The 26,288-nt window shown below is 70.5% G+C and carries 24 protein-coding genes; 11 read left to right on the top strand and 13 right to left on the bottom strand.

Annotated elements, in window-relative coordinates; genetic code table 11:
- Positions 1 to 172: 172 nt before the first annotated feature.
- A complete protein-coding gene (locus ACGFJ7_RS31465; RefSeq protein WP_360259869.1) occupies positions 173 to 535 on the bottom strand; it encodes a hypothetical protein in 363 nt (120 codons plus the stop codon).
- A 122-nt stretch (positions 536 to 657) separates the two neighbouring features.
- Between ACGFJ7_RS31465 and ACGFJ7_RS31460 the strand changes: the two genes are divergently transcribed.
- Positions 658 to 873 carry a hypothetical protein gene (locus tag ACGFJ7_RS31460; RefSeq protein ID WP_392645353.1) on the top strand — a complete coding sequence of 72 codons (216 nt, stop codon included), beginning with the start codon at positions 658 to 660 and terminating at the stop codon, positions 871 to 873.
- A 45-nt stretch (positions 874 to 918) separates the two neighbouring features.
- Here the strand turns inward: ACGFJ7_RS31460 and ACGFJ7_RS31455 are convergent, their stop codons facing one another.
- Together ACGFJ7_RS31455 and ACGFJ7_RS31450 are read right to left on the bottom strand one after the other, a co-directional pair.
- Positions 919 to 3,951 (bottom strand): PAS domain S-box protein, encoded by a 3,033-nt coding sequence (locus ACGFJ7_RS31455; RefSeq protein ID WP_392645351.1) that lies wholly within the window; start codon positions 3,949 to 3,951, stop codon positions 919 to 921.
- Positions 3,952 to 3,955: 4 nt separating this feature from the next.
- Positions 3,956 to 5,407, bottom strand: a complete 1,452-nt coding sequence (locus tag ACGFJ7_RS31450; RefSeq protein WP_360259865.1) for a GGDEF domain-containing protein — start codon at positions 5,405 to 5,407, stop codon at positions 3,956 to 3,958.
- A gap of 163 nt (positions 5,408 to 5,570) precedes the next feature.
- Between ACGFJ7_RS31450 and ACGFJ7_RS31445 the strand changes: the two genes are divergently transcribed.
- On the top strand, positions 5,571 to 5,825 hold the full coding sequence (locus ACGFJ7_RS31445; protein ID WP_360259863.1) for a hypothetical protein: 255 nt from the start codon (positions 5,571 to 5,573) through the stop codon (positions 5,823 to 5,825).
- Position 5,826: 1 nt separating this feature from the next.
- On the opposite strand, the gene ACGFJ7_RS31440 is transcribed toward ACGFJ7_RS31445, so the two are convergent.
- A complete protein-coding gene (locus ACGFJ7_RS31440; RefSeq protein WP_360260054.1) occupies positions 5,827 to 6,633 on the bottom strand; it encodes a LysR substrate-binding domain-containing protein in 807 nt (268 codons plus the stop codon).
- 82 nt (positions 6,634 to 6,715) lie between these two features.
- On the opposite strand from ACGFJ7_RS31440, the gene ACGFJ7_RS31435 reads away from it, so the two are divergent.
- Positions 6,716 to 7,417 (top strand): SDR family oxidoreductase, encoded by a 702-nt coding sequence (locus ACGFJ7_RS31435; RefSeq protein ID WP_360259861.1) that lies wholly within the window; start codon positions 6,716 to 6,718, stop codon positions 7,415 to 7,417.
- Between the two features lie 61 nt (positions 7,418 to 7,478).
- Entirely contained in the window at positions 7,479 to 8,552 is a 1,074-nt protein-coding gene (locus tag ACGFJ7_RS31430; protein WP_392645348.1) for an FAD-dependent oxidoreductase, read from the top strand.
- A gap of 4 nt (positions 8,553 to 8,556) precedes the next feature.
- Here ACGFJ7_RS31430 and ACGFJ7_RS31425 read toward each other — a convergent pair whose 3' ends face one another.
- Complete coding sequence (locus ACGFJ7_RS31425; protein WP_360259857.1) at positions 8,557 to 10,224, bottom strand: DEAD/DEAH box helicase; 1,668 nt, start codon at positions 10,222 to 10,224, stop codon at positions 8,557 to 8,559.
- 78 nt (positions 10,225 to 10,302) lie between these two features.
- On the opposite strand from ACGFJ7_RS31425, the gene ACGFJ7_RS31420 reads away from it, so the two are divergent.
- The 5 genes from ACGFJ7_RS31420 (at position 10,303) to ACGFJ7_RS31400 (ending at position 15,271) form a co-directional block, all read left to right on the top strand.
- A complete protein-coding gene (locus tag ACGFJ7_RS31420; protein WP_360259855.1) occupies positions 10,303 to 11,670 on the top strand; it encodes an APC family permease in 1,368 nt (455 codons plus the stop codon).
- The gene (locus tag ACGFJ7_RS31415) at positions 11,667 to 12,656 is read left to right on the top strand and encodes an acetamidase/formamidase family protein (RefSeq protein ID WP_392645346.1); all 990 of its coding nucleotides are present in this window, start codon (positions 11,667 to 11,669) and stop codon (positions 12,654 to 12,656) included. The genes ACGFJ7_RS31420 and ACGFJ7_RS31415 overlap by 4 nt, the downstream gene beginning before the upstream one ends.
- Complete coding sequence (locus ACGFJ7_RS31410) at positions 12,653 to 13,393, top strand: SDR family oxidoreductase (RefSeq protein ID WP_360259850.1); 741 nt, start codon at positions 12,653 to 12,655, stop codon at positions 13,391 to 13,393. Before ACGFJ7_RS31415 ends, ACGFJ7_RS31410 begins: the two co-directional genes overlap by 4 nt.
- The gene (locus ACGFJ7_RS31405) at positions 13,390 to 14,313 is read left to right on the top strand and encodes a serine/threonine protein phosphatase (protein WP_360259848.1); all 924 of its coding nucleotides are present in this window, start codon (positions 13,390 to 13,392) and stop codon (positions 14,311 to 14,313) included. Before ACGFJ7_RS31410 ends, ACGFJ7_RS31405 begins: the two co-directional genes overlap by 4 nt.
- Positions 14,314 to 14,422: 109 nt before the next feature.
- A complete protein-coding gene (locus ACGFJ7_RS31400; RefSeq protein ID WP_392645344.1) occupies positions 14,423 to 15,271 on the top strand; it encodes a hypothetical protein in 849 nt (282 codons plus the stop codon).
- Here the strand turns inward: ACGFJ7_RS31400 and ACGFJ7_RS31395 are convergent.
- Positions 15,197 to 15,835 (bottom strand): hypothetical protein, encoded by a 639-nt coding sequence (locus ACGFJ7_RS31395; RefSeq protein WP_392645342.1) that lies wholly within the window; start codon positions 15,833 to 15,835, stop codon positions 15,197 to 15,199. The genes ACGFJ7_RS31400 and ACGFJ7_RS31395 overlap by 75 nt on opposite strands.
- Before the next feature lie 50 nt (positions 15,836 to 15,885).
- On the opposite strand from ACGFJ7_RS31395, the gene ACGFJ7_RS31390 reads away from it, so the two are divergent.
- Positions 15,886 to 16,437, top strand: coding sequence for a hypothetical protein (locus ACGFJ7_RS31390; RefSeq protein WP_360259842.1), 552 nt, complete (start codon positions 15,886 to 15,888; stop codon positions 16,435 to 16,437).
- A gap of 250 nt (positions 16,438 to 16,687) precedes the next feature.
- Here the strand turns inward: ACGFJ7_RS31390 and ACGFJ7_RS31385 are convergent, their stop codons facing one another.
- The 5 genes from ACGFJ7_RS31385 to ACGFJ7_RS31365 form a co-directional block, all read right to left on the bottom strand.
- A complete protein-coding gene (locus ACGFJ7_RS31385; RefSeq protein ID WP_392645340.1) occupies positions 16,688 to 17,476 on the bottom strand; it encodes an inositol monophosphatase family protein in 789 nt (262 codons plus the stop codon).
- 99 nt (positions 17,477 to 17,575) lie between these two features.
- Positions 17,576 to 18,190, bottom strand: a complete 615-nt coding sequence (locus ACGFJ7_RS31380) for an Ltp family lipoprotein (RefSeq protein ID WP_360259838.1) — start codon at positions 18,188 to 18,190, stop codon at positions 17,576 to 17,578.
- Positions 18,191 to 18,483: 293 nt separating this feature from the next.
- Positions 18,484 to 19,062: a dihydrofolate reductase family protein gene (locus ACGFJ7_RS31375; RefSeq protein ID WP_360259836.1), complete on the bottom strand. Its 579-nt coding sequence runs from the start codon at positions 19,060 to 19,062 to the stop codon at positions 18,484 to 18,486.
- A 93-nt stretch (positions 19,063 to 19,155) separates the two neighbouring features.
- On the bottom strand, positions 19,156 to 20,190 hold the full coding sequence (locus ACGFJ7_RS31370; RefSeq protein ID WP_392645338.1) for an alpha/beta hydrolase-fold protein: 1,035 nt from the start codon (positions 20,188 to 20,190) through the stop codon (positions 19,156 to 19,158).
- Positions 20,191 to 20,231: 41 nt separating this feature from the next.
- A complete protein-coding gene (locus ACGFJ7_RS31365; protein WP_392645336.1) occupies positions 20,232 to 21,764 on the bottom strand; it encodes a heme peroxidase family protein in 1,533 nt (510 codons plus the stop codon).
- Positions 21,765 to 21,954: 190 nt separating this feature from the next.
- Between ACGFJ7_RS31365 and ACGFJ7_RS31360 the strand changes: the two genes are divergently transcribed.
- The gene (locus ACGFJ7_RS31360; protein ID WP_392645334.1) at positions 21,955 to 22,296 is read left to right on the top strand and encodes an immunity 53 family protein; all 342 of its coding nucleotides are present in this window, start codon (positions 21,955 to 21,957) and stop codon (positions 22,294 to 22,296) included.
- 21 nt (positions 22,297 to 22,317) lie between these two features.
- On the opposite strand, the gene ACGFJ7_RS31355 is transcribed toward ACGFJ7_RS31360, so the two are convergent.
- Together ACGFJ7_RS31355 and ACGFJ7_RS31350 are read right to left on the bottom strand one after the other, a co-directional pair.
- Positions 22,318 to 22,815 (bottom strand): DUF6985 domain-containing protein, encoded by a 498-nt coding sequence (locus ACGFJ7_RS31355; RefSeq protein WP_360259828.1) that lies wholly within the window; start codon positions 22,813 to 22,815, stop codon positions 22,318 to 22,320.
- Between the two features lie 17 nt (positions 22,816 to 22,832).
- Positions 22,833 to 26,138: a beta-L-arabinofuranosidase domain-containing protein gene (locus ACGFJ7_RS31350; protein ID WP_392645332.1), complete on the bottom strand. Its 3,306-nt coding sequence runs from the start codon at positions 26,136 to 26,138 to the stop codon at positions 22,833 to 22,835.
- Positions 26,139 to 26,288 lie beyond the last annotated feature (150 nt).

The raw sequence follows: 26,288 nt of genomic DNA, 5'->3' as shown, positions 1-26,288 counted from the left end.
TTCCTGGCGGGAGATCGTTGGTGAATCGCTGCGAGGCTATGACGGAGCGGAACCGGCTGCAGCCGGGACAATCTCCGCCGGCCGCACCTGGAGATCCTGTCCAGCTCATCCCTTCGGCTGCCGGGTAGCTGCGCGCGCTCATGCCGATGAGTGAGCTGTCCGACCGGGCCGGTCAGAAATCCTCCGGACGTATTCCGAGTGCCGACAACGTCTCGCGGCCCGCTTCCTCCGGCAGCCAGTCAACGGTGTAGCTCCCCTGATGTGCGTCGGCCTCTTCCCAGAGGAAGCTCCCCGCCACCATGTCACCGACCACGGTCCACGGCGGGTAATCCTCGTCGAGCGGTTCGCGATGCCCGTCCGCCCACACGACAATGAACCAGACCCACCACTGACGACGGCGGGAAAAGCTCAAAGGCGCCCAGAACGTGCCCACCTGCGTCGCCACATGGCCGGCCACTTCGCCGTTCCGCCGCAAAGCCGCCACCCCGCCCCGGAACGGGTCTAGATCGGGGAAAGGCTCGGGAGGTTTCAGCATTCATCCATGATCTCAGTCCGGCGCTGGGAACTTCCGGATCTGCCGCCGTCCGTGCGGCCACCGGAGCCGATGGCCAAAAAAACCGTGGTGGCTAAAGAGACCGTGGTGGCTAGCATGCCGTCGTGGCCAAACCGAACTATGGGAGCAGGACTCGCCTGCTGCCCCCGGTCCTCGGACTGCTCGTGGGTGGCGCCATGATGGCGATTTCCAGCCTGTACTGGTCTGAAAGTACAGGCTGGAAATTCGGTGCCTTTCTCTTGACCCTGATGTTCGGAGCGGGGCTCGTTGTCGAGGCCTTCCGCGACCTATGGCGGGTGCTGCAGCGGACTAAGAGATAGCCGTCCCGGCACGATCACGCCGGTGGCGGTCTCGCGAGGGGGCGGTCAGCGGCTGACCGGGGCTCGGCGGGACAGGACGTCGCGGACTCGGTGGAGCAGTTCTCGGCTGGTGAAAGGCTTTTCGACCATGACCACGCCGTCGGGGAGGGTGCCGTTGTCGGTGAGGACCGGTTCGGCGTAGCCGGACATGTAGAGCACGGGGACGCCCGGGCGGACGTCGGCGAAGCGTACGGCTACCTCGTTGCCCATCATCTTGGGCATGATCACGTCGGTCAGCAGGAGGTCGATGGCCTCGGGGTGGGTCTGCGCCAGGTGCAGGGCCTGGGCGCCTCCGTCGGCCGCCAGGACCCGGTAGCCGGCACGGGTCAGGATGCGGGCCGTGGTCTGGCGCAGGGCGTCCTCGTCCTCGACCATCAGGATGGTCTCGTGTGCCGGGGGTGAGGTGGTCTCGCCGGGCGGCTCCGTGGCGCTGTCGCCGGTGGGCACGGACCGGTCCGTGGCCGGCAGCATGATGGTGACCGTGGTGCCTATGTCGAGTTCCGAGTACAGGTGCACGTCGCCGCCGGCCGCCGTGGCGATGCCGTAGACCGTGGCCAGGCCCAGGCCCGTGCCGGCGCCGCGCGGCTTCGTCGTGTAGAACGGCTCGAAAGCGCGTTCCTGCACCTCGCGTGGCATGCCGCTGCCGGTGTCGCTCACCCGCAACCGGACGTACGGGCCGGGGCGCAAGTTGTAGTCGCCGGCGTCCTCCGGGCACAGGTCGGCGTTGCCGGTGTCGATGGACAGGGTGCCGCCGCCGGGCATGGCGTCGCGGGCGTTGACGGCCAGGTTGACCAGGATCTGCTCGAGCTGGCCGGGGTCCGCGTGGACCGTGCGCAGCCGGCGGTCCAGGTGGGTGATCAGGTGGATGTGCTCGCCCAGGGTGCGGCGCAGCATCTGCTCGACGTCGCCGACCACGTGGTTGAGGTTGAGCACCTGGGCCTGTGTCACGTCGCGGCGGCCGAACGCCAGCAGCTGCTTGGTCAGCTGGGCCGCCCGTTCGGCCGCGTGCCCGATCTGGCCCAGGTCGTCGCGGGCCGCGGCCAGGTCGGCCGGCGCCGGGTTGTCGGCCTGCAGCGTGTCGAGCAGCAGCTCCGTGTAGTTGCCGATGATGGCCAGGATGTTGTTGAAGTCGTGGGCCACGCCGCCGGCCAGCTGGCCCAGGCTCTCCAGGCGGCGGGTGTGCTGCAGGCGGCGTTCCGCGGCGTCGCGTTCGGCCTGGGTGATCAGGCGTTCCCGTTCGGCCTGGGCGGTCACCCGGTCGGTGACGTCGCGGATGGCGGCCGACACGATGAGGCCCTCGTCGGTCTCCAGCGCGGACAGGCTGATCTCGGCCGGGAACTCCGAGCCGTCCTTGCGTACGGCCGCCAGCGTCGCCCCTCCTCCCAGCTGCCTGGTCCGGGGCTCGGCGAAGTAGCGGGCGCGCTGCCCCGGATGGCCCGCGCGGACCCGCTCGGGGACCAGGATGTCGACGTTGCGCCCGAGCAGCTCTTCACGGGCGTACCCGAAAAGCTCCTCGGTCTGTGCGTTGACGAGGGTGATGGTGCCGTCCCGGTCGACGCCGACCATGGCGTCGGGCGCCGCCTCGAGCAGGCCCTGGAACATCCGCTCGGCCCGGCGGCGCTCGCTGATGTCACGGTAGATCCCGGCCACCCCGGTGACCTGGCCGGACGGGTCGCAGATGGCCGAGAGGGTCAGCGCGACGGTGACGATCCGGCCGTCCCGGTGCCGCCGCCGCACCTGGTCCTGTTCGACGCGCTCACCGGCGGCGGCCCGGGTCACCAGCGCCCGCTCGGTCTCGTCCTGCCCGTCCAGGAAGATCAGGGCGATGTCCTGGCCGATGGCCTCGGCCGCCCGATAGCCGTAGAGGCGCTCGGCGCCGGCGTTCCAGCTGGTGATCACGCCGTCGAGGGACCGGCCGATGACGGCGTTCGGCGACGACTCGACGATGACCGCCAGCCGCTGCCTCTCGGCCAGCACCATGGCTCGCTGGGCGAGGGCGGCCGCCTGGTCGGCGAGCTCGGTGAACAGGGCTATGTCGTCGTCGGCGAACAGGCTCCGGTGGCGGCTGAGCATCACCAGCGCGCCCTGCCCGCCCGGCGTGGTGATCGGCGTCGCGGTGACGTAGCGGGTGCCGGTGGCCTGGGCGAGCTCGACCGCGACGGCCGGCGGGCCGGTCCAGCCGGCGAGCGCGTCGAGGGTGAAGCCGGCGGCCAGCAGGTCGTCGAGGTCGCGGTCCTCGGCCTCCCGGGAGAGAAGGGCCCGATCGTCGTACGCCAGGACCTGCAACCGCCCGGGTGTCGTGGGCAGCAGCACGGCCGCCACGTCGGCCCCCAGCACCTGGCTCGCGCCGTGGCAGAAATGCCTCCACGTCTCGGTCGCCGGGGCGTCCGGCGGCACCGTCAGCAGCTGCTGGGTCATGGCGTACGCGGCGCCGGTCGACCAGATCCGGCGCAGCCGCCGGGGCGGCACGAAGGCCAGCAGGTAGAGCAGGCCGGCGGCCAGGGCCAGGACCCGCGAGTGTACGGCCGTGGACCGCCCGGCCGCGGAGGTCAGCACCGCGACGCCGAACAGGGCGGTGGCGGCCGCGGCGCTCCACAGCCGCACCCGGGCCGCGCCGCCCAGGGAGCGTGCCTGGGCGGCCAGCAGCACGCCGGCCAGGGCCTCCAGGCAGAAGAAGACGCCGGCGGCGAGCCAGATCTGCGCGCGGGGCGGGGTTCCGCCGGTGGCGACGACCAGCGGGGCCGCGCTGACCGCCCACGCTCCGGTCGCGGCGGCCAGCAGCCACGCCGGGACCGGCCGCAGCCGGGCCACGAGCCGCAGGGTGATGACGGGCTTGGCCAGCAGCGTGGCCACCAGCACGCCCCGCACCACGGGCGAGGCCGATCCGCCGAACGCCTCCACCAGGCCGAGCGCGAAAATCATCGCCACCGACGCGAACATCACCATCACGTCGCGCAGCAGAGGATCGCGCCGCCGCAGGTAGCGGTAGCCCATCCAGGCGAAGATCACCGCGTACGCGGAGGTCACCGCGAGCAGCATCTTCTCAGTCTAGGAAGCTCCGGGCGAGTTCGTGGGCGGCCTCGTGAACCCGGTTCCGGCCGGCGTCCTTGGCCGCGTACAGGGCGGCGTCGGCGCGGGCGGTCAGGCCTTCGGCGGTCTCCGTACCGTCCCAGACGGCGACGCCGGCCGAGAAGCTCTGCCCGCGCGGGGTGGCCAGGCGCATGCGGTCGACGATGTCGCGGGCCTGGGCGGCCGACGCGGCGGGCAGCATGACGACGAACTCCTCGCCGCCGAAGCGGGCCATGTGGTCGGCCGTGCGCAGCTGCTCCTGCCAGGCGGCGGCCGCCTCCTTGAGCAGGCGGTCGCCGGCCAGGTGGCCGTACGCGTCGTTGAACTGCTTGAAATGGTCGACGTCGATGATCGCCACGGCCAGCGGGTCACCGGTGCGCCGCACCCGCTCGATCGTGCGGGGCAGTTCGGTGTTCCAGGCGCGGCGGTTCGGCAGGCCGGTCAGCTCGTCGGTGACGGCCAGCTCGCGCACCTTCTCGGTCTGCACGTCGAGCTGGCTGATCAGCTGCGACATCCGGGCCACGACGAGCAGGAACAGCAGGACGCAGCCGAGCGCGATGGCCTGGGCGTCGATGGCGTCGTGCCGGGCGGCCTGGAACATCAGCAGGGCGGGCGCGATGAGCGAGACGAGGGTCAGCACGAGCAGCAGGCCACGGCTGGGACGGGCCGAGCGCGGCGCGACGGCCCGGGTCAGCCGGCGGACGCTCGGATGGACGGCGGCGGCCGCGAAGAGCAGGTAGCCGGCCAGGAACACGTCAGACATGATCTTGTGGGCCAGCGGACCGGCCTCCCAGACCATCTGGTTGACCACCGCCCAGGCGCCGTCGCCGGCCAGGAAGCACAGCAGGGCCGCACCCAGCAGCCGGAACGAGGTGTTGCGGGCCCCGCCGCTCAGCAGCAGCCGGGCGGTCATGGCCAGCAGGGCGATGTCGCCGACCGGATAGGCCACGCTGACGATGTGGCCGAGCAGCCCGATCGACGGGTCGGAGGCCGCCGGCTTGATCAGGAAGACCCAGGACAGCAGGCCGGCGCCGGTGGTCAGAATGGCCGCGTCGACCAGGGTCGACAGGTCGCGGTGGGCGGCGCGCCGCCGGATGAGCAGCAGCAGGCCGACCGCGACGGCCGGATAGAGCGACAGGTAGGCGGCGTCGGCCCAGGACGGAAAACCCGGATCCTCCCCGGTACGCGTGAGCAGGTACTCGACGAGGATGCCGCCGGCGTTCCCGGCCACCCCCACCGCGACCAGCCACCACATGACCGGAAGCCCCGGCCGATGGCGCCGCACCCCCACCACGATCATCACGGCGGCGAGCCAGCCGCAGGCCACCTGCCACAGCACCTGCGCCAGACCGCCGTCGGGCACCACGAGGAAGCCACCCAGCGCCACCACGGCGACTACCGCGGCCCACCCTCGACGAGATCTCACGTCGCCTGCATCGGCATCCGGGGCCCCGACATGACGGGTTCCACGCGCGGGTGTGATGAATGAACCGGGTTCCCGGTTAGCCGATCAGCGAGACCGGGCACGGATCGGCCCAACAGCCGCGGCGCCTCCCCGTGCCGCGGTCGGCTCGAGAACGAGGAGTGCCATGAGCGTCGAGAAGACCGCCAGCAGCACCGTCATCGACCCGGAGGTCCCCACCGCCGAGACCCCTCGCCGCCGGTTGCGCGAGACGATCGCCGCGGGCGCTTCCCAGGCGCCGGGCGCCGTACGGCGGAACAAGGTCCCCGCGGCGGGCGCCCTGGCCGCGGTCGGCGGCCTGATCGCGGTGCTCCTGGTCCGGCGCCGTGCCGCCCGCGCCAGGTCCCGCAGCCGCTGGGTTCCGGCCCGCTTCCAGCGCTGAGTCACAGCGCCAGGGCGGCGAACTCAGCGAGGAGCGGGTCGCGGCGCACGGACAACCAGGCCAGAGCGACCTGGTTGTCCGGGATGTCGGCGATCCGGGACCAGGTGACGTCCGGCCGGGTGTAGTAGGTGGCCGCCGACAGCGGCAGTACCACGATCCCCCGGCCGGCCGCCACGTTCTCCAGCTTCTCCTCGACCGCCCGCGCCGGCACCGGCGCGACGGCCGCCACCTGGCGCCACTCGGGAACCGCCTCCGGGCTCTGCAGGAGCGTCTCGCCGGCGAGGTCACCGATGGACACCGTCCCCTGGCCGGCCAGGCGGTGACCGGCGGGCAGCACCGCGACCCGGGGCTCGCTGGTCAGCGGGCGGACCGTGAGCCCACGCTGGTCGACCGGCAACCGGACGTAGCTGACGTCGGCACGGCCGTCGCGCAGGACCTCGACCTGATCGTTCCAGGTGGTGCGGACGACCTCGACTGTCAGACCGGGGTGGCTGTCGCGCAACCGCCGGACGGCCTCGGTGACGATGAGGCCGGGCATGAAGGCGACCACGAACCGGTCCGGCGCGACCACCCGCCGGCGCAGAGCCTCGGCCGCGGCCAGCAACGGCTCGGCCCCGTCCAGCAGGCGGCGGCCGGCATCGGTCAGTTCGGTCGAGCGCCGGTCGCGCCGGAACAGCTCCACCCGGAGTTCGGTCTCCAGGGCCCGGATCTGGCGGGACAGCACGGGCTGGGCGATGTGCAGCTCGGCCGCGGCCCGCCCGAAGTGCAGGTGGCGGGCGACGGCCACGAAGTAGCGAAGCTTCCGCAGGTCGACGTCGATGCCCTCAGGGTATTACAGGCGACGGAACAGGTCTTGGACCCCGATGCCCCGCCGGGCGCACCGTAAGAGCATGAACATTGCGAAACAGCGGGTGGTAGTCGTCGGCGGCACTTCGGGCATCGGGTACGCCACCGCGGCGGCCGCCGCCGAGCAGGGCGCCGACGTGGTCGTCGTCTCCCGCACCGAGCACCGCGTCCGCGACGCCGCCGAGCGCCTCGGCGCCACCGGGCTGACCGCCGACCTCAGCGCCCCTCCGGCCGGCCTCTTCGACGAGATCGGCCCGTTCGACCACCTCGTCTACACCGCCGGGGAGCAGCTCTCCCTCACCCCGATCGCCTCGATGCGGGTCGCGCAGGCCCGGCAGTTCTTCGGCCTGCGCTACTTCGGCGCGCTCGCCGCCGTCCAGGCCGCCCTCCCCCATCTGCGCGAGGGCGGCTCCATCACCCTGACCACCGGCACCGCCGCCGACCGCCCCCTGCCCGGCTGGGCGGTCGCGTCGAGCATCTGCGGCGCGATCGAGGCGCTGACCAGGGCCCTCGCCGTCGAGTTGGCTCCGCTGCGGGTCAACGCGGTCAAACCCGGCGTCACCCGCTCGCCGATGTGGGGTTCCGGCGAGAGCGTGGAGCAGCTGTACGCGGACACGGCCACCGCCGTCCCCCTGCGCCGGGTCGGCGAGGTCACCGACGTGGCCGACGCCTACCTCTACCTGATCGGCCAGCCCTTCACCACGGGCACGATCCTCACCGTCGACGGCGGTGCCCTGCTCGCCTGATCTCAGCGCCGTGTGCGGGCCGTGTCAGGGCCGTGCAAGGCGGGCGCGCCAGCCTGGGCGCATGAACGCACCAGTCACCATCGTCGGCGCCGGGCTCGGCGGGCTCACCCTGGCCAACGTCCTTCACGTCAACGGCATCGAGTCCATCGTGTACGAGGCGGAGCGCTCCGCCGACGCCCGCGCGCAGGGCGGCATGCTCGACATCCACGACTACAACGGGCAGCCCGCCCTCGAGGCGGCCGGCCTGATGACGGAGTTCCGGGCCGCCGTCCTGCCCGGCCGCGAGGCCTACCGGGGGCTGGCCACCGACGGCACGCTGCTGTTCGACAAGGCCGACGACGGCACCGGCGGGCGTCCCGAGGTGCAGCGTGGTGAGCTGCGGCGGATCCTGCTCGACGCCCTGCCGACCGGAACCGTGCGCTGGGGGCACAAGCTCGACGGCGTGCGCACGCTGGGCGGCGGCCGTCACGAGCTGAGCTTCGCCGGACGCGGCCGCGTCACCACGAGCCTGCTCGTCGGGGCCGACGGGGCCTGGTCGCGGGTGCGGTCCCTGCTCACCGCCGCCACCCCGGTCTATGCGGGCACTTCCTTCATAGAGACTTTCCTGTACGACGTGGAGAAGCGTCACCCGGAGCTCGCGCGGCTGGCCGGGCCCGGCACGACGATCGTCTCCGACTTCGCGGGCCGGCAGATCAACGTCCATCGGGAGGCCGGCGGCACCCTGCACGTGTACGCCGAGCTGACCGAGCCGCTGGAGTTCTTCGACGGCTTCGATCTCGCCCGCATCGCCCGCGAGTTCGACGGCTGGGCCCCCGAGCTGCTCGCGTTCATCACCGCGAGCGACACCCCGCCGCTCCACCGGCCGCACTACGCGCTACCGGCCGAGGGCCTCCGCTGGGACCACATGACCGGCGTGACCCTGATCGGCGACGCGGCCCACCTGGCGCCCCCGGACGGGGAGGGCGCCAACCTGGCCATGCAGGACGCGGCCGAGCTCGGCACCGCCCTCGCCACGCGGGACGGGGACGCTCTCCTCTCGTACGAGGAAACGCTCTTCCCCCGCAGCGCGGAGCACGCCGAGGCGGCCACCTACAAGCCGACCCGCGAGGACATGATCGAGTTCTTCGCCATGTAGAACCTCAGCGGTTGTAGCGCTCCCGGCGGACCGTGGGGCGCTTGCCGCGGATGGTGGCCCGCGACAGGGCCTTGATGACCCGGTCGGCCGCCGACTCCGGGACCTCGACCAGCGAGAACCGGTCGGTGATCTGGATGGCGCCGATGTCGCGGGCGGGCAGGCCGGACTCGCCGGCGATGGCGCCGACCAGGTCCTGCGGGCGCAGGCCGGAGCGGCGGCCGATGCCGACGAACAGGCGGGTCACGTCGTCGTCGTTGCTGCCGCGGGAGCGGCGGTCGGGCCGGGGGCCCCGGTTCTCCGGCTGTTCCCGGCGCGGCGGCAGCGGCGACGGGATCTCCTGCTCGTCGATGTCGCCGCCGGCCGCCTCGTGCAGCAGTTTCACCGCGGCCAGGGCGACCTGCTCGACGTCGTGCTCGTCGGTCAGCGAATCGATCACCACGCGGAAGCGGTCGAGGTCGTCGGCGTCCAGGGCCTCCTGCAGCGAGGCCCGGGTCAGCTCGAGGCGCCGGGCCCGCAGGTCGGTCACCGTGGGCAGTTTCTCGAGCGGGATGCGGCGGCCGGTCAGCCGTTCGATCGCCTTGAGCATGCGCTGCTCGCGGGGCTCGGCCAGGCTGATCGCGACGCCCTCGCGCCCGGCCCGGCCGACCCGGCCGATGCGGTGGACGTACGCCTCGGGGGCGGCCGGCACGTTGAAGTTGATCACGTGGGTGAGTTGTTCGACGTCCAGGCCGCGGGCGGCCACGTCGGTCGCCACCAGCAATTCCGTACTGCCGCCGCGCAGCCGGCCCATGACCCGGTCGCGCTGGTCCTGGCTCATGCCGCCGTGCAGCGCCTCGGCCCGGTAGCCGCGGCCGTTCAGGGTCTCGGTGACCTGGTCGACCTCCTCGCGGGTGCGGCAGAAGACGATGGCCGCGGTGGGCGCCTCGACGTCGAGGATGCGGCCCAGGGCGGCCGCCTTGTAGGCGCGGGCCACGATGTACGCGCTCTGGCGCACCAGCGGCAACTCGCCCGGCGAGGGCTCCTCACGGCCCATCGTGACCCGGACCGGCTCGCGCAGGTGGCGGCGGGCGATGGCGTCGATGCGGGGCGGCATCGTCGCCGAGAACAGCACGGTCTGCCGCTCGGCGGGCGTCTCGGCCAGGATCGCCTCGATGTCCTCGGCGAAGCCCATGTCGAGCATCTCGTCGGCCTCGTCGAGGACCACGGTCCGTACGTCACCGAGGTGAAGCGTGCCCCGGTTGATGTGGTCGAGGACCCGGCCGGGGGTGCCCACGACGACGTCGACGCCGCGCGACAGGGCCTGGAGCTGACGGCCGATGGGCTGGCCGCCGTAGACCGGCAGCACCCGCACGCCGAGCTCACGGCCGTACCGGTGCACGGCCTGGGAGACCTGCTCGGCCAGCTCGCGGGTCGGCACCAGGGCCAGCGCCTGCGGGCCCTCGGTCTCGCCGCGGGTCAGCGACTGGAGCAGGGGCAACGCGAAGGCGGCGGTCTTGCCGGTGCCGGTGGCGGCCTGGCCGACCAGGTCCTCTCCGGCGATCAGGGGCGGGATGGCCCCGCGCTGAATCGGGGTGGGCTCCTCGTAGCCGAGGCTGACCAGCGCGCGCAGCAGCTCCGGCCGAAGCCCCAGCCCCGCGAAGCCTGCCTCGGGCTCGAACAGGTCTTCGTCCATGCCAGCCAGGATACGAGCCTCGGAAATCTCGATGCGCGGCGGCGCGACTCATCGGCGCTTCTCGATTAATGTTCGACCATGGCGCAGGACGATCTCGAGCAGTTCGGCTACCGGCAGGAGCTCAGCCGTTCGCTGAGCTTCACCGACCTGCTCATCTACGGGCTCATCTTCATGGTGCCGATCGCCCCGTTCGGGATCTTCGGCAGCGTGTACAGCGGCTCGGGCGGCATGGTCGCCCTGGCATACGTCATCGGCATGGTGGCGATGATGTTCACCGCCCTGTCGTACGCCCAGATGGTCCGTGCTTTTCCGATGGCCGGGTCGGTGTACAGCTACGCCGGGCGCGGCATCGCCCCGCCGGTCGGGTTCCTGGCCGGGTGGGTGATCCTGCTCGATTACGTACTCGTGCCCGGCCTGCTCTATCTCGTGGCCAGTGTGGCGATGCACTCGCTGGTCCCGGGCCTACCGGTCTGGCTCTGGCTGGTGGCGTTCGTCCTGCTCAACACCGTGGTCAACTATCTCGGCATCAAGATGACGGCCCGGGTCAACCGAATCATGCTGGTGGCCGAGCTGATCATCCTGGCCGTTTTTCTGGCCGTCGGCGTGGCGAACATCGACAAGTTCTCGTTCAGCCCGCTCTTCAACGCCGACACGTTCTCCTGGTCGGTGGTCTTCGGCGCGGTGTCCATCGCCGTGCTGTCGTTCCTGGGCTTCGACGGCATCTCGATGCTGGCCGAGGAGAGCCGCGAGGAGGCCCGCCAGATCGGCCGGGCCATGGTCGGCGCGCTGCTGCTGGCGGGCACCCTGTTCGTCGTGCAGACCTGGGTGGCCGCGTTGCTCGTACCGGACGCTCCGGGCCTGCTCGAGAACGGCGACCCCGAGGGCACGGCCTTCTACGACGCGGCCCGGGCGGCCGGGGGCGGCTGGCTGGCCACCCTGACCGCGCTGGCCACGGCCATCGCCTGGGGTTTCGCCAACTCGCTGGTCGCCCAGGCGGCGACGAGCCGATTGCTGTACGCGATGGCGCGCGACCGGCAGATGCCACGCTTCCTGGCCCGGATCAACGAGCGGCACCGGGTGCCGGCGAACGCCACCCTGCTCGTGGCGGCCGTCTCGCTGGCCCTGGGCCTGTACATGGCGAGCCGCGACGACGGGATCTCGCTGCTGTCGACGCTGGTGAACTTCGGCGCGATGACCGCTTTCCTGGCGCTGCACGTGGCCGTGGTGGTGCACTACGTCGTACGTCAAGGAAGCCGGGACTGGTGGCGGCACCTGATCGTGCCGGTGGCCGGTTTCCTCATCCTGCTCTACGTGGTGATCAACGCGGACATCGCCGCCCAGACCCTCGGCTTCGCCTGGCTGGCCATCGGCGTGATCGTGCTGATCGTGTTCTACGCGACCGGGCGGCGCCCGTCGCTCGCCGGCCTTTCCGAGGGAGATTCGTGACCGTCCGCTTCCACCCCACGCCCGAGCAGCTGTCCTACACCTTCGGCGGCCGCGAACCCGTGCTGCGCGTGGCGCCCGGCACCGTCGTCGAGCTCTACACCGAGGACTGCTTCGGCGGCCGTGTCCAGTCCGTCGACGACCTGCCGTCGGTGGTGTGCGAGTTCCCGTACCTGAACCCGGTGACAGGCCCCATCCACGTCGAGGGAGCCGAGCCCGGCGACACCCTCGCTGTGCACTTCGTGAGCATCACGCCGGCCCGCGACTGGGCCGTGTCGTCGACGTTCCCGCACTTCGGGGCCTTGACCGGCACCCACACCACGGCCACCCTGCACCCGCCGCTGGACGAGGTGGTGTGGCGCTACGACGTCGACGTGGCGGCCGGCACCGTCACCTACCATGCCCGGCGCGGCGACTACAGCGTGTCACTGCCGCTGGATCCGATGCACGGCACGGCCGGGGTGGCGCCCGCGGCCTTCGAGAGCCGGATGACCATCGTGCCCGACGTGCACGGCGGCAACCTGGACACGCCCGAGCTGAGGGCCGGGGTCACCGCCTACTTCGGGGTCAACGTGCCGGGCGCGCTGTTCGCCCTCGGTGACGGTCACTGCCGTCAGGGCGACGGCGAGGTCTGCGGTACGGGCGTGGAGGCGGCCATGAACACGGTGGTGATCCTCGACCTGGTCAAGGGGGTGGCGACCCCGACGCCGCGCTTCGAGACCGACGAGGCGCTGATGTCGGCCGGCTCGGCCCGGCCGCTGGAGGACGCGTACCGGATGAGCCAGCACGACCTGGTCACCTGGTCGGCCGAGCTGACCGGCCTCGACGTGCTCGACGCGTACCAGCTGATCAGCCAGGCCGGCGAGGCCCCGGTCGGCAACGTCTGCGACCCGAACTACACGATGCTGGCCAAGATCGACAAGAGATACCTGCGGGAGGTGACCGCGTACGAGGGGATCCACGCCCGCCTGCGTAGTCTGCGATCATGAGAAACGTCCTCGTCACCGGAGCCTCGCGCGGCATCGGCCGGGCCATCGCCATCGCCTTCGCGGCGAAGGGCGACCGGGTCGCCGTCCACTACGGCTCCGATCGCGACGCGGCCTCGGAGACACTCTCGCTCCTGACCGGGACGGGACACGCCCTCGCCGGAGGCGACCTGGCCGATCCCGCCCAAGCGCTCTCGGTGGTCTCCTCCGCCGCTGGTTCCCTGGGCGCGCTCGACGTCCTGGTCAACAACGCCGCCGTGGCGCCCGGCCCCGGCAACCGCCATGCGATAGCCACGACGTCGTACGAGGACTGGCAGCGCCTGTGGCGCGAAACGGTCGACGTGGACCTGCTGGGCGCGGCCAACGTGACGTACGGCTTCGCCCATCACCTCATCGACCGCGGCGCCCCCGGCAGCATCGTCAACGTGGGTTCCCGGGGCGCCTACCGCGGCGAACCGGACTACCCGGCGTACGGCGCGGCCAAGGCGGCCCTGCAGGCCTTCGGCCAGTCGATGGCGATCGCGCTGGCCCCGCACGACATCGCCGTGACGTCGGTGGCGCCCGGCTTCATCGCCACCGAGCGCCAGCAGGTGGGCGACGCCGTACGGCGGCAAAGCCCCTTCGGCCGTGTCGGCACCCCGGAGGAGGTCGCCGCCGCGGTGCTGCACCTGAGCTCCCCCGAGGCCCTGTGGTCCTCCGGCGCCGTCCTCGACCTCAACGGCGCCTCCTACCTGAGGTGATCGCCTTCGACGCGCTCGACGACGCCGAACTGGCCAGCCTCCTGCGGTCGGCGCCCGCCGGCGCGGCCGGGGTGGGCGGCGGCTCCTCGGTCATCGACGCCGACGGCGTGCCGGTCTTCGCCAAGCGGATCCCGATCACCGACCGGGAGCTGGCCCACCCGCACAGCACGGCGAACCTGTTCGACCTGCCGCTCGCCTGCCAGTACGGCATGCACCGCCTCCCCGGCCCCGGTTTCGGCGCCTGGCGCGAGCTGGCGGCCAACACCATCATGGGCTCCCCCACGCTGTATCACTGGCGAGTGCTGCCCGGCCGCCCACCCGTAGCCCCGGAGCACCGCGACATCGACGCCGTGGTCACCCAGTTCGGAGGCAGCCCGGCCGTACGCACCCGCTTCGAGGAACTGGCCGCGGCCACCCACAGCCTCGTACTGTTCTTCGAATACCTCCCCCACCCGGCGTCGGCGCTGCTGACCGATCCCGTTGCGGTTGAACGCCAGTTGTTCGAGATCGTGGCCGCCCTGCGCACCCACGACATGCTCCACATGGACGCCCACTTCGACAACATGCGAACCGACGGCACCCGCTTGCACCTCGTGGACTACGGCCTGGCCACGTCACCCCACTTCGAACTGTCCGAAGCCGAACGTGACTTCGTCACCCGCCACGCCGGCCACGACGCCGACTACGCCGCCATGCGCCTGGTGAACTGGCTGGCCACCACCGCCTGCGGCGTCCCGTCCGCGCCCGCCATCCGCAACGCCCACGTGCTCCGCTACGCGAACGGCGACATCCCCGCGACGGTGCCCGCACCCGTGGCCGGCATCCTCACCCGCCACGCCGCGGCCGCCGCCCGCATGAATTCCTTCTGCTACCGCTTGTACGACGGCGAGGATGTCGAATACGGGCGCCCCCGTTCGTAGCCCCGCCGCCCTCTGAACCGCCTCAGCCCGACCGGACGATGGCACTCCGGGGTTCTGCCGGGCCATCCTCCAGGTAGGTAGTTCGGGAATGCCGCGAAGGTGGGCCCACATGAATGTCTGCGATGACGTGGACTGGAATCCGGTCGAGGTCGGCCAGACCCATTCTCAGCTGGCGGCCGTGATCGCGGGTTTCCTCTTCGCCGGCATCGTTTTCCTCCTCGGAAGGCGTCGCCCACCGCAGAACGACTCATACCCGTACGTGCTGATGTTGCCGTCCTTTTTCGTGCTGCTCCTCGACAGCTTCTTCTTCTCGGTCATCTCGGGTGAACAGAGCTGCAATCGCGCCTGGACCGAAACGATGATCGCCGCCGGACTACTCGGCACCGGAAGCCTGGGCGTCTTCGGCGGCCTGTGCTGGTTGATCTACAACTCCAGGCGGGGAGAGCGCGAGCCGCTGAGGATCATGCTCGTGACGTGCCACATCATCGCCGTCGTGGTCTTGACGCACCTACAGGTGACGACAAGCTACTACTTGGACGACATCTTCCGGCCGGGCGACCCGCCGTTCTGGCTCAGCGCTACCACCTGGGTTGTCACCGGCGCCATCGCCTGCCTTCTGGTCTGCGCGTCTCTTGCCCGGCGGCTGCCGCGGAGAAAGTCTCCCCTGGTGCACGCGGCGGCCTATTGCTCCCTGTTCTACGGGGTCATCTGCTCGGTCGCCTTCGCGTTATTGGGCGGCCGGCCCAAATCATCGTGGGAACCCACTCCTGGGTGGATTGCCATGACCGCCGTACTCCTTGCCCTCACGACAGCCGGCATAGCCGTCGCTTCGCAGGTCGCCGCCTTGCCGACGCGAAAGGAAGCGCAGACCGCGACGCCCCCTTCAGCTCCGGGCGCGCCAATCACCGATCGGCGCGACGGCGTGGCCACCGGCACCGGTGCACCACCAGACGGCTGACTCGTGGTGGTCTTCGGCGTGGACGCCCAGGTGGTGCTCGGGGCATACCGGCCAGGCGGCCCAGATGGTGTGCATGATCGCGTCCTGGGTGTCCTCGGCCACCGCTACCAGCGCGGAGACCGGGTCGGCGCCCGAGCGGGGGAAGACGCCCTGCGCCGTGCCGGTGTGGCCGTCCCAGGAGGCGGCGTAGGCGTTCCCGGTGAGGTCGGGCTGGTCGGGGTGGACCTTGAGCCGGCAGGGGTGGGGCAGACCGGTCGCGGTCACGTCCTGGTTCACCAGGCGCATGGCGTCCTGGAGGCCGGCCAGCCATGCCGGCTCCTCCGCGAAGCCCGGCTCGTAATCGACGGCATCGAGCACCGCGAGGGCGAGCTCGGCCATCCGGGGGCGGCTCGCCTCGACGCAGTCGATGCTCAGCGACGCCAACTCGGTCGCGGCGGCGTCCCCCGGTGTCGACTCCAGCGCCGCGGCGGCCAAATCGAAGGCGTCCGTGCAGTCCACCGAGCCGGCGCGGGCCGCCACGTACACGGTTCGGCAGAGCCGGCGGAAAGCCGCGTAGTCATCCATGACTCCATGATCATGGATGGGCTTCCCCAGCGCCGTGGCATATTGGCGCGGTGAGGGACTGGTCTTATTACGGCGCGGCTCACCGCTATGACATCCACGGCGACCCCGACGCCGAACGGCGCTGCACGGAGACGACGCGCGCGCTGCGGTCGGCCGGCGACGAGGACGAGTTACGGCGCCGGGCCGGCGCCGGTGACAGGTGCGCCCTCATCACCCTGCTCGAGATCCTGGTCGACGCCGACCGCCTCGACGAGCTGCGCGTCATGCAGGAGGCGGGAGACGACCGCGCCGGTACGACACTCCTGGAAGCACTGATCAGGCAGGAACGCGAGGATGAGCTTCGCGCCGAGGTCGCCGACGGCCACGACGTCATGTGGCTGGTGGACTACCTCAGCGAGCGCGACCGGCCGGACGACGCCCTCGAAGCCTTACGGCACTGGGCCGACGCGAATCCCGACCTGGACCGCCTGGCCCACGCCCGACGCCTCGACGTGCTGCTCGCCCACGGCCGCGTAGCCGAGGTCCGCCGACTCGCCGAGTCGGGCGACCACACAGCCATCCGCCGCATGCGCAAGCTGCCGGGCCGGCCACCTGAGACGTGACCTCAGTCAGATGAATCGGCTGTTCGAGCCGGGAATGTCGCCTGTGTGATGGTCGCCTGGCGGAGCGGGTCGGGGATGTCCATACGCGTCATCCTTCAGCACGGCCGAGCCGGAGCGCTCCCCGCAGACATCGGCTTCCGGCCTCAGCAGGACGCGCCTTCCGGTGGTGGCGCACTCGCGACCGCCGTGCCGGATCGCGGACGGCGGTACTCCGACTACCGCGAATGCGGTATCGGTGTTGCGGGGCGGCCTACCGCGCCGCGGTGGAGATCAAGTCGAGGAGGGCGTCGTGGTGGCGGCCCGTGCTGAGCAGAGCGGTTCCGTCGCCGGCGAGCAATGGACGGCCCCGCAGGTCGGTGGCGCGGCCGCCGGCCTCCTCGAGGATGACGGGAAGGGGCGCCAGGTCCTCGTAGCCCATCTCCGGGCCGGCGATCACCATGGCGTCGACCAGACCGGTGAGCAGGCCGCTGATGCTGCCCAGATGTCCGGTGATCCGCGTCGCGCGGTGCAGGGTGAGCAGCAGCTCGGCCGGCCAGCCGGCCGGGTTCACCAGTTCCACCCGGGCCGTCGACAAGTCGGGGGTGTCGCGCAGCAGCGGCGCCGCGTCCCGGCCGTCGGTGCGGATGCGGCAGCCTCGGCCGCGGCCGGCGTAGATGAGCTGCCGGGCCACCGGCTGGTTGACCACGGCCAAGGCCGGGCCGTGCTCGTCCTCCAAGGCCAGGTTGGTGCCGAAGACGGGGATCCGGTACGCGAAGTAGCGTGTGCCGTCGATGGGATCGATGACCCACCGGCGGCCCGAGGTGCCCGATGTGGAGCCGTGCTCCTCGCCGTAGACGCCGTCCGCCGGGAACCGATCGGCCAGTTCGCCCCGGATGAACTCCTCCACGGCGAGGTCGGCTTCGGTCACCTCGGTCCCGTCGGCCTTGATCGCGGTCGAGAAGTCGGCCGCGAAGAACCGCTCGGCGGCCAGTCGGCCCGCGCGCGTGGACAGTCCGACGGCGTACTCCAGCAATGGGGTGCTGATCGAAGGTGCTGGCATCTCTGGAGAGTATGAGAAGAGGTCGAAGTCGCTCCCCCGCTGACCGGGGCGCAGCATGACCGGATGGCCGTGCGCGCTTGGACGGCCCTGTTTCCGCGGCTACAGCCCGACCTTTTTGACGCCGTAGGTGGCCTGTTTGGTGGTGAATCCTTCGAATTTCAGCTGCTTGATCAGCCCGGTACGGGAGAACGAGGAATGCGACAGGTAATCGGCGGCTTTCTTGGCGGCCTGTTCGTTCCAGTTGGCCTTCTGCGCGTCCACGCCGAAGGTGGCGTCCTTGGTGGAGAACCCTTCGAACTTGAGCTGCTTGATCAGCGCGGACCGGGAGAAGGCGGTGTACGAGAGATAGTCGGCCGCTTTCTCGACGGCGTTCTCCTGGGAGGCGGTCAGCTCTTTGGTGGGCTCCGCGGTCGGCTCGGCGACGGCCTCGACGGTGGCTTCGTTGCTGACCTCCACAGCGGGCTCGGTGGTCGGCGGGGCCGAAGATCCGAGGCTGCCCTTGTACGCACCGCACAGAGCCGTATCCCACAACGCCGGGTCGTAGGCACGGGCACCGGTGGTCATGTCGATGCACACCTGGAGCTGGTCGATCGCTTCGCGATTGCCAGCGGCGGTCGGATCCGTCGCCGTGGTGGTTACCGCAACGGGCGCGACGGCGGGCGTCTCGTCGCCTCCGCCGGCCGCGACCCCGATGATGACCAGGCCGGCCAGCACGCCACCGCCGATCAGGGTGGCCTTTCGGCCGCGGCTCATTCTCTTCTTCGGAACAAGGACGGAGGGCGTGGACATAAATGCATCTCCTTGCGCGGCTAAACGCTTTCGGGGCCGCCACCAGGCTAAATGCCGCCGACGCGGAATCAATCCGTCAGACGTGCGGGGACATAGGCTTCGCGACCCACTCGGCGATGACGTTGATGTCGCCTGACCGGCCGATGGGATGACCCGATCGGTCTTAAGTGGCCATTGCCAGGTGGTGCGATACGGGCGATGGCCCGGTGAGTGATCGGTCAATGGGCGGTGGGGCGGTAGACGAGCTCCAGGGTTCGGCCGTCGAGGGTGCGGCTCTCGAGCAGGTCGAGGTCGAAGTCGCCCGCGCCGGCGAGGATCGGGCTGGTTCCGGTGCGGCCGGAGATGACCGGGAAGACGGTCAGGTGGAGGCGGTCGACGAGGCCGGCGGCCATCAGGGCCCGGTTCAGCGACAGGCTGGCCTGGGACCGCAGCGGCACGTCCGACTCCTCCTTGAGGCGGGCCACGATGTCGACGGCGTCGCCCTTCGCGATGGTCGCGTCGGGCCAGCCGAGCGTGTCCGTCAACGTCGAGGAGATGACCGTCGCCGGTGACCGCATGGTTCGGATGTTCCACTCGTCCACGGCGTTCGGGTCGATGCCCGAGGACATGATCTGGGCCATCTCGCGGAACGTGGTCGCCCCGTAGACCATGCGCTGCCCGGTGTCGAAGATGGCGGCACGGCTCGCGAGCAGCTCGGGGCCCTGCTTGCTCCAGTAGCCGCCCCAGTCGGCCCCTTCGGCGTACGAGCCGTAGCCGTCGAGGGTGGAGAAGACGTCCCAGGTGTAGATGGCGGTCATGTCAGTTCCTTTCGCCTGTGATGAGCACTCTCACCACCTCCACGAACGGCGGCCGGCGTTTCCTACATCCTTGGCCGGTGCGGCTCGTTTCTGTCAGCCGTCCGCCGACGACAAGCGGTGGGCCAGCCAGCACACCGCCTGGGGGTAGCGGTGGTCGATGCCGCCGTGGCCGGCCGGGAACAGCTCGAAGTGGATGCGGTCGGGCGGTACGCCGATGCGGTCGAGGCCGGCCCGGAACGCCTCGGCGCCCAGGTCGAGGAACCATTCGTCGCGGGTTCCGGCGTCGATCCAGATGGCCCGCTGGGAGCGCAGGGCGTCCGCGTACCGGTCGATCATGCGGATCGGGTCCCAGGCCAGCCATTTCTCCCACAGCGCGGGGATCAGCTGGCCCGTGCGGGGGTCGAACGGTAGCTGCGGCGTGCCGTCCTCGGCCGGGGAGAACGCGGCGGCGCAGCCCAGCACGAGCACCAGCAGCGAGTCGTGGTCGGCCGTGAACGCCGTACGGCCGCGGAAGTCTGACCACCACGCCTGGATGTCGTGGTCGTAGTCGCGCAGCGCGCGGGTCGCCTTGGCGAACTCGTTCAGGTAGCAGTACTCGTACAGGGCGTCGCCCGCGTGGGTGGCCAGCGCGCCGAACAGGTCGGGGCGCAACATCGGGGTGATCATCGCGCCGAAGCCGCCCGACGACTTGCCGCTGATCGCGCGGGACTCGGGGGCCGGGATCGTCCGATAGCGGGCGTCGACCCAGGGGACGACCTCATCGCAGAGGTACGAGTGGTACGGGCCGGTGCCCGCCGAGTCGACGAACTGCGATCCGCCGTACGCCGTCCAGGCGTCCACGTACACGAGAACGCACCCGGGGGCCTCGCCCCGCGCGAACACCTGGTCGGCGGTCTCGATGAACGGCTGCCGGAACGGCGTACGGTTCGCCCACATGGCGACGTGCCCGGTGTAGCCCTGGATCACGTAGATCGCCGGGTAGCGCGACGTCCCCGACTCGTAACCGGGCGGCGTGTAGACCCACAGCGGCCGCTCGTGCGGATCGCCCAGCGGGTTCCCGCGCAGCAGCGCCGAGTCGATCGTCTCCCGATGCAACCGGCCGGACAGCTCGTGACTCCAAGGCAACATCACCCGAGTCAATCACGTACGGCGGTTCACGCCACCCCGGTTCACGCCACCCCGGCCATGGTCAGCAGGTCGGTCATCGTGAACGATCCGGCGTCGCGGGGGTCGCGGGTCGGCAGGTCCGGCGTCCAGCCTCCGGTCACGTTCCGGTACGAGTGCGGGTCCGCCGCGAGCAGCCCGAAGAACACCTCGGCCACGATCCGGCTGCCGACCTGGCCGAGCCGCTGCCCGTGGTGCTGGATCAGCGCCTCCTTGAGCACGTAGTACCAGAGCGGCGTGCTGTCGCGGAAACCGAGCGGGTGCAGCTCGGCCGTCTCGGCCGCGGTGAGCGGCGTGTAGTGGAACCGGGCGGCGATGGCCTGGCCGGAGGCGATGCCGTGCTGGAGGTGCCGTTCCAGGTTGCGCCCGGCCAGCGACTTGAGGTCGTCGTCCGGTTCGACCAGCCCGGGACCGACCGGCAGGTCGAACAGGGGCGAGGAGAGGTACGGGTCGATCCGCTTGTTCCGCTTGACCTTGTCGACGACCTCGCCGGTGTCCTGCTTGATCTCCTTGGTGCCGAAGTCGAAGAAGTTGTCCCACTCGACGAACCGGCGCGGCGCCCGGCGCCCGCCCCGCAGGTCGTTCGGGTCTCCTTCGCGCGGATCGACCCGGCGGTCGAAGATCGGCGCCCCGAACCCGGCGTTGAGCTGGTAGCCGGGCCGGACCTGGCTGTGCCCGAACCGGTAGGCGGCGACCTGGAACTCGCGCGGGATCTTCTCGGTCATCTCGTCCCGGTAGACCTTCGGCCCGTTGCTCTCGACGGCGGCGAAGACGACCGGGTCGAGGGTGGCGGCCAGGAACTGGTTGACCACGATCCACTGGTAGTGCCGCCGGACCGAGCACTGGGCCCACTCGAACAGCTTGCGCGGCCGCTCGGTGGGTTCGAGGAGGGCCAGGTCGTCCGCGCGGGTCTCGGCCAGGTGGTCGGTGACCTCGTTGTGGAAGCGCAGGAAGGCCAGGTGCAACTGCGAGATGATGACGTTCTCGTCGTTGCGGGGGTCGGCGATGATGGCTCGCTGCTGGCTGGTCCGGGGCAGGTCCCGCGGCGCGTCGAAGTCGATGAGAAACTTGATCGGCGCCGCGTGGTCCAGCTCGGACGCCCGGTCGTACAGATGCCGGTCCTCATCCGGCCCCCGCCCGTACACGCTGTCCAGATCGAAGAAGCGGCTGCGCAGGTTGGGGCTCTTGGTCTGCCCGCACCGGATCGGCATCGGGTCGAAGGTCAGGTCATGGTCGATGAACTGCCCGAGGAACGTGAACCCCACGGTCATGTCCGGGTTCGGGTTGTCGGGATTGCGGATGGGGTTGGCCGCGATCGGATCGGCGACGGTGATCCGCGGATCTTTCGCGTCCATCAGCCCGTCCCGCGCCCCCAGCAGCCGAACGTTGTGAATGACCGCGTCGGTGCACGGCGCGAAGGGTTCCAGCTCAGGAAACATCGTGGTGAAGTCGTCCGGCTCCGCCGCCCCGGTTTCCCGAAAGAGAGAGTCCTGCAGCATGTACGCGTCCTGGACCGACGGCCGTTCGATCAGATCCATGAGAACCCCTCCGAGAGGTCGAATCGGGCGAATGCCGTAAATCCCGCCCGGCTGAGGCCAGCGTAGGTCCGGCCGCCGGTCGCCGGAGTGCCGATCCCCGCCGAGTCGGAAAGGCGACTCACCAGCGTGCCCGTTCGGCGGCGCCGGCCCTCGACCTCCACGCCGAGGGCGTCGGCGGCATCATGACGACGTGACCGGACAGGATCTCCAGTTCTCTGGCGGGCCTGATGCCCTGACGTGGCTTCAAGGCTGGTACGCCACCCAATGCGATGGAGATTGGGAACACGAGTACGGATTGTCGATCGAGACGCTCGACAATCCCGGTTGGTTCCTCCAGGTCGATCTACAGGACACGGCGATGGACGGCCGGGCGTTCCCCCGGTACGAGGTCCACCGCAGCGAGCATGACTGGCTGATCGCCCGCGTGGTCGACATGCGTTTCGAGGTCGCCTGCGGACCGCTCAATCTCAGTGAAGCCATCCACCAGTTCCGGGCCTGGGTGGCTGAGCAAGCGCGCCCGCTACCGGACTAGGCCCGGCCGCCGGTCGACTCGTCAGTGGTAGACGACGTCGGTCAGGGACGGGTCGCCGTAGGCGGAGGCGTTCGTCAGATGACCGTCGTAGGGGCCGGCCTTCGTCACTGTCCGGCCGTCGCGGAACACCAACTGCAAACCGTGCTCGGGCTCCCAGGCGCACTCGCACTCGAGTGACACGTACACGTGCCGGTCGGTGTAGGTGTCGCGGGAGACCGTGGGCTCGCGGCCGAGCGTGATGTGGTCGAGGACGTCGGCCGGGCCGTCGATGTGTACGTCGACGGCGTCGGTGGTCTCGGCGACGTCCCGGTAGTAGGCGAAGATCGCTGGAGCGGCCGCCTCGAGCACCGAGCGGTCCAGCGTCAGGAACGCGCGTATCGCCTCGTGAAAGTCCTCCGGCGCCTCGTCGTCGCCGTAACCGTCCAGGATGATGGGCACCGGTGGCCCGCCGAGCAGGGGAATCTCGACGGGACCGGTCGTGTGCCATTCCTCGTTCGGGTCCTCGGTGATGTCCAGCATCGCCCGATAGTAGGACGTCAGCCGTAGGTGGCCTCGAACGAAGCTGTCACCTGTCCCCCGCCGACCGTGCCGGTGGCCTTCACCGTGGCCGTGCCGGGCGGGACTGTGGCGGAGCGGGTGTTGAAGGACTGGTAGGCGGACTGGCCGGGGGCTACGGCGGAGACCGTCTTCGAGCCGTACGGGGTGCTCAGCTCCAGAGTCAACGGGACGCTGTCGGTGTTGCGGGCCGTCACCTGCAAGTAGACGGCCGTGCCGATCTGCTGGGTGCGGGCCCGCACGTCGACGCTGAGGGCCGTGGCCGGTGAGAGCTCGCGGTCGGCGGCCGCCGCGCGGGCCACCACCGTGTCCCGCTCGGCCGGCGTGAAGACGCCGGCGGCCGCGAAGGCGTCGGCGGTCTGGGTGACGGTGGCTACGAACTGGGCGTGGGTGGTGAACGGGGCCCGGTCCCAGACCAGGTCCAGGAACGTCGGGCCGTCGGTGCCGGGTGAGATGACGCCGGTGACCGGGACGTCGTAGTTCGGCAGGCCGTCGTCGCGTTTGCGGTTGGGGACGCCGGTGTCGATGGAACCGAAGACGATCGACGGCTCGACGCGGCGGAAGTACGACGAGGCCGCCTGGCTGTCGCTGATGTAGTACGGGCGCAGGGAGTAGTCGCCCGCGGTGAACGTCGGGTCGCCGGCCGCCGTCACGGCGCCGGCGGTGATCGCGGCGCGGCCGTAGTCGCCGTCGCGCTTGAGGTGGCGGTAGAGGGTGAGCTCGCGCCATTGCGTACCGCTGCCCATGATCTGCAGCAGGATCGGGCCCCAGAAGATCGCCTGGGTGTCGGGGCGGTCGAGGGCGCGTTCGACGCGGATGCTGAACGGCATCGTGATGTCGACGATGTCGCCGGGCTTCCAGGTTCGGCTTATCGAGACGTACGAACCCGGCGTGGCCTGAAGGTTTTGAAGAACGCCGTTGACCGCGACCGTGAAGCCGCGCTCGGCCCACGCCGGAACGCGCAGTTTGAGGGTCAGCGGGCCGGTTCCGTCGATGGTGAGCCGCGTCCGATCCGTACGAGGGAACGAAGTCTCCTGTTTGACTTTGAAATCCCACGTCAAGGTGGAGGGCACGTAGAGGTTGACCCAGAGCGTGCCGCCGTCGGCCGATCTGAAGTAGACGGTCTCCTGATATTTCGTGTGGTTCTCCAGGCCCGTTCCGCCGCAGCAGGTGCCCGTGTTGCCGTAGCCGCGGACCGTGCCCGAGCCGAGCGGCTGGAAATAGGTGACTTGCGGATCGCCGGTCGACGTGGTGTCCGCGCGCGACCCGAGAATCATGTTGTAGAGGCCGCGCTCGTAGTAATCCAGGTAGGCCGGGTCGTGCTCGTGCAGGAACAGATTACGGGCCAACTTCATCAGGTTGTACGTCGTGCAGGTCTCGGCGCCGCTGGTGGGCACCGAGTTGGCGATGTTCCCGCGGTTCTGGAACAGCTCGAGGTTGTTGTTGGAACCCGGGTAATTGCCGCCGGCGCCGCCGTTGGCGAACGTGCGGTGCGGCACCACCATGCCGTAGAAGTTCTTGGCCGCGGTGAAGTAGTCCCGGCCGCCGCCCTGCTCGAAAACGCGCAGATAGCCGATGAACTGCGGCACGTGGGTGTTGGCGTGCAACCGCTCCGGGCGACGGCGGCCGGGCCGGTTCTGCGGGGTGACCACGAGAATGTCGCGGTTCTCCACAGCGGCGCCGAACAACGATTCCCGGTTGTCGAACGCCTTGGCCGTCTCGAGGTGCTTGGCGTCGCCGGTGATGGCCGCGATCTCCGGGAACACCTCGTTGGCCCCGCCGAATTCACCGCCGATGTAGAGGTCCCACATGTAATTGAGGTCGTCGCGGGTCAGCGGGCCCTGGTAATCGGGGTGGTTCTTGTCGCCGACGGTCAGCGCCAGATGGGCCCAGTCGGCCATTGTGGTGACCACCGCGAGGGCCTGGGCGTTGCCGGTGTTGTAGTACGCGTCGAGCAGGCCCCGCATGATCTTGTGCTGGGTGTACCAGGGCGCCCACGTGTTGGTCTGCGCGTTGCCGCCGTAGACGGCCCAGCGCGGCGGGCCGAGGCGCAGCACCGCGTCCTCGGGGATGGCGCCCAGGTAGCCCGGATGGGTGGGCACCCAGTCGGCCGGCCCCTCGGTCGAGGCGGCCACCACGCCCGCGTCCCGGCCGTTGGGCGACGAGTCCTTCAGCGCCGTGCCGCCGGCCTCCTCGAAGCGGTACCAGGCGATGTTCCCGCCGCCCGTGGTCGCGGTCCGCAGGGCCGTCACCTCGGCCGGGCCGAGCGCGCGGTCGAAGATGTGGAACTCGTCGATGGTGGCGTCGAGGAACGGGTCGCCGTACTGCGACCGGCCGATCCACCGGTTGCCCGGGTTGCCGAGGTTCGACGGGTTCAGCGTCATGTTCGGGTTGGTGCCGGCCGGCTGCCCGTCGACGTAGAGGGTGCCGACTCGCCCGGCCAGCGTCACCGCGACGTGCACCCACTGGCCGACCGGCAGCGCGGAGGTGCCGTTGATCTGCTGCTCGCCGCCGGAGCCGCCGACGGTGATGGCGAAGCGCGGCACGTTTCCGGTGACGCCGGCCCGCGGCGTCAGGAACATGTTGATCGCGGTGGACTGGCCGAAGTCGAACAGGCGGGTCCAGCTCGCGGTGGAGCCGAGGTTGATCCAGGTGGCGATGGTGAAGTCGGTGAGCTGGTTGATCGCCTCCTGGGGCAGGGTGCAGTACTGCGCCGGGGTGCCACCGCCCAGCCGCAGCCCGGTGCCGATCCGGCCCGGGACCCGGCCGATGGCGGCCGCCGGCTCCGCCGGCCCGCCACCGCCGCCGGTGGTCATCCGGGCCGTGATGGCGGCCTGGCAGGCGGCCAGCTCGCCGACCATCCAGTCCAGTTTGGTCTTGTAGACGGCCTCGCCCTGATCGGCGTACGCCTGAGCCAGCGCCGTCATGTAGTGCCCGGCCCAGTGGCCGCTGAGCAGCCCGCCGTCCTCCCAGCCGCCGGGCACCGCCACGCCGGCCGGGTTGGGGCGCCCGGCCTGGTCGTTGAAGAGCACCACGAAGCGGCGCTCGTCGTAGGCCCGCAGCCACGCCTTGGTGCGGTCACGCTTCTCCTGGAGCAGCCCGTCGCCCAGGCGCACGTCGCCGAGCGGGAACGGCCGTACGGGAGCGGTGGCGCCCGGCCCCTCGGCGGTCGCGGCCAAGGCGGGGGCGGTCGCGGCCCAGGCGGGGGCGGGGAACTCGAGGCCGGCGAACGCGGCGGTGCTCAGGGTGGAGACCTGCAGGAACTGACGACGGTTGAACGGTGCCATACAGCTGCCCTTCCGACCGAAATGAAAACGTTTTCGGCAATCGTGTCAGCGCTATACCACCATGTCAACGGGGGCGTTTTCGCACGTCTACCGAAAACGTTTCGGCGGGGGACCGTGACGCAGGACATGAAGCATTACGTGATATCTCAT

The sequence above is a fragment of the Actinoplanes sp. NPDC048988 genome, assembly GCF_043197815.1.
Taxonomy (GTDB): domain Bacteria; phylum Actinomycetota; class Actinomycetes; order Mycobacteriales; family Micromonosporaceae; genus Actinoplanes.
This window is presented reverse-complemented; position numbering and strand designations above follow the sequence as displayed.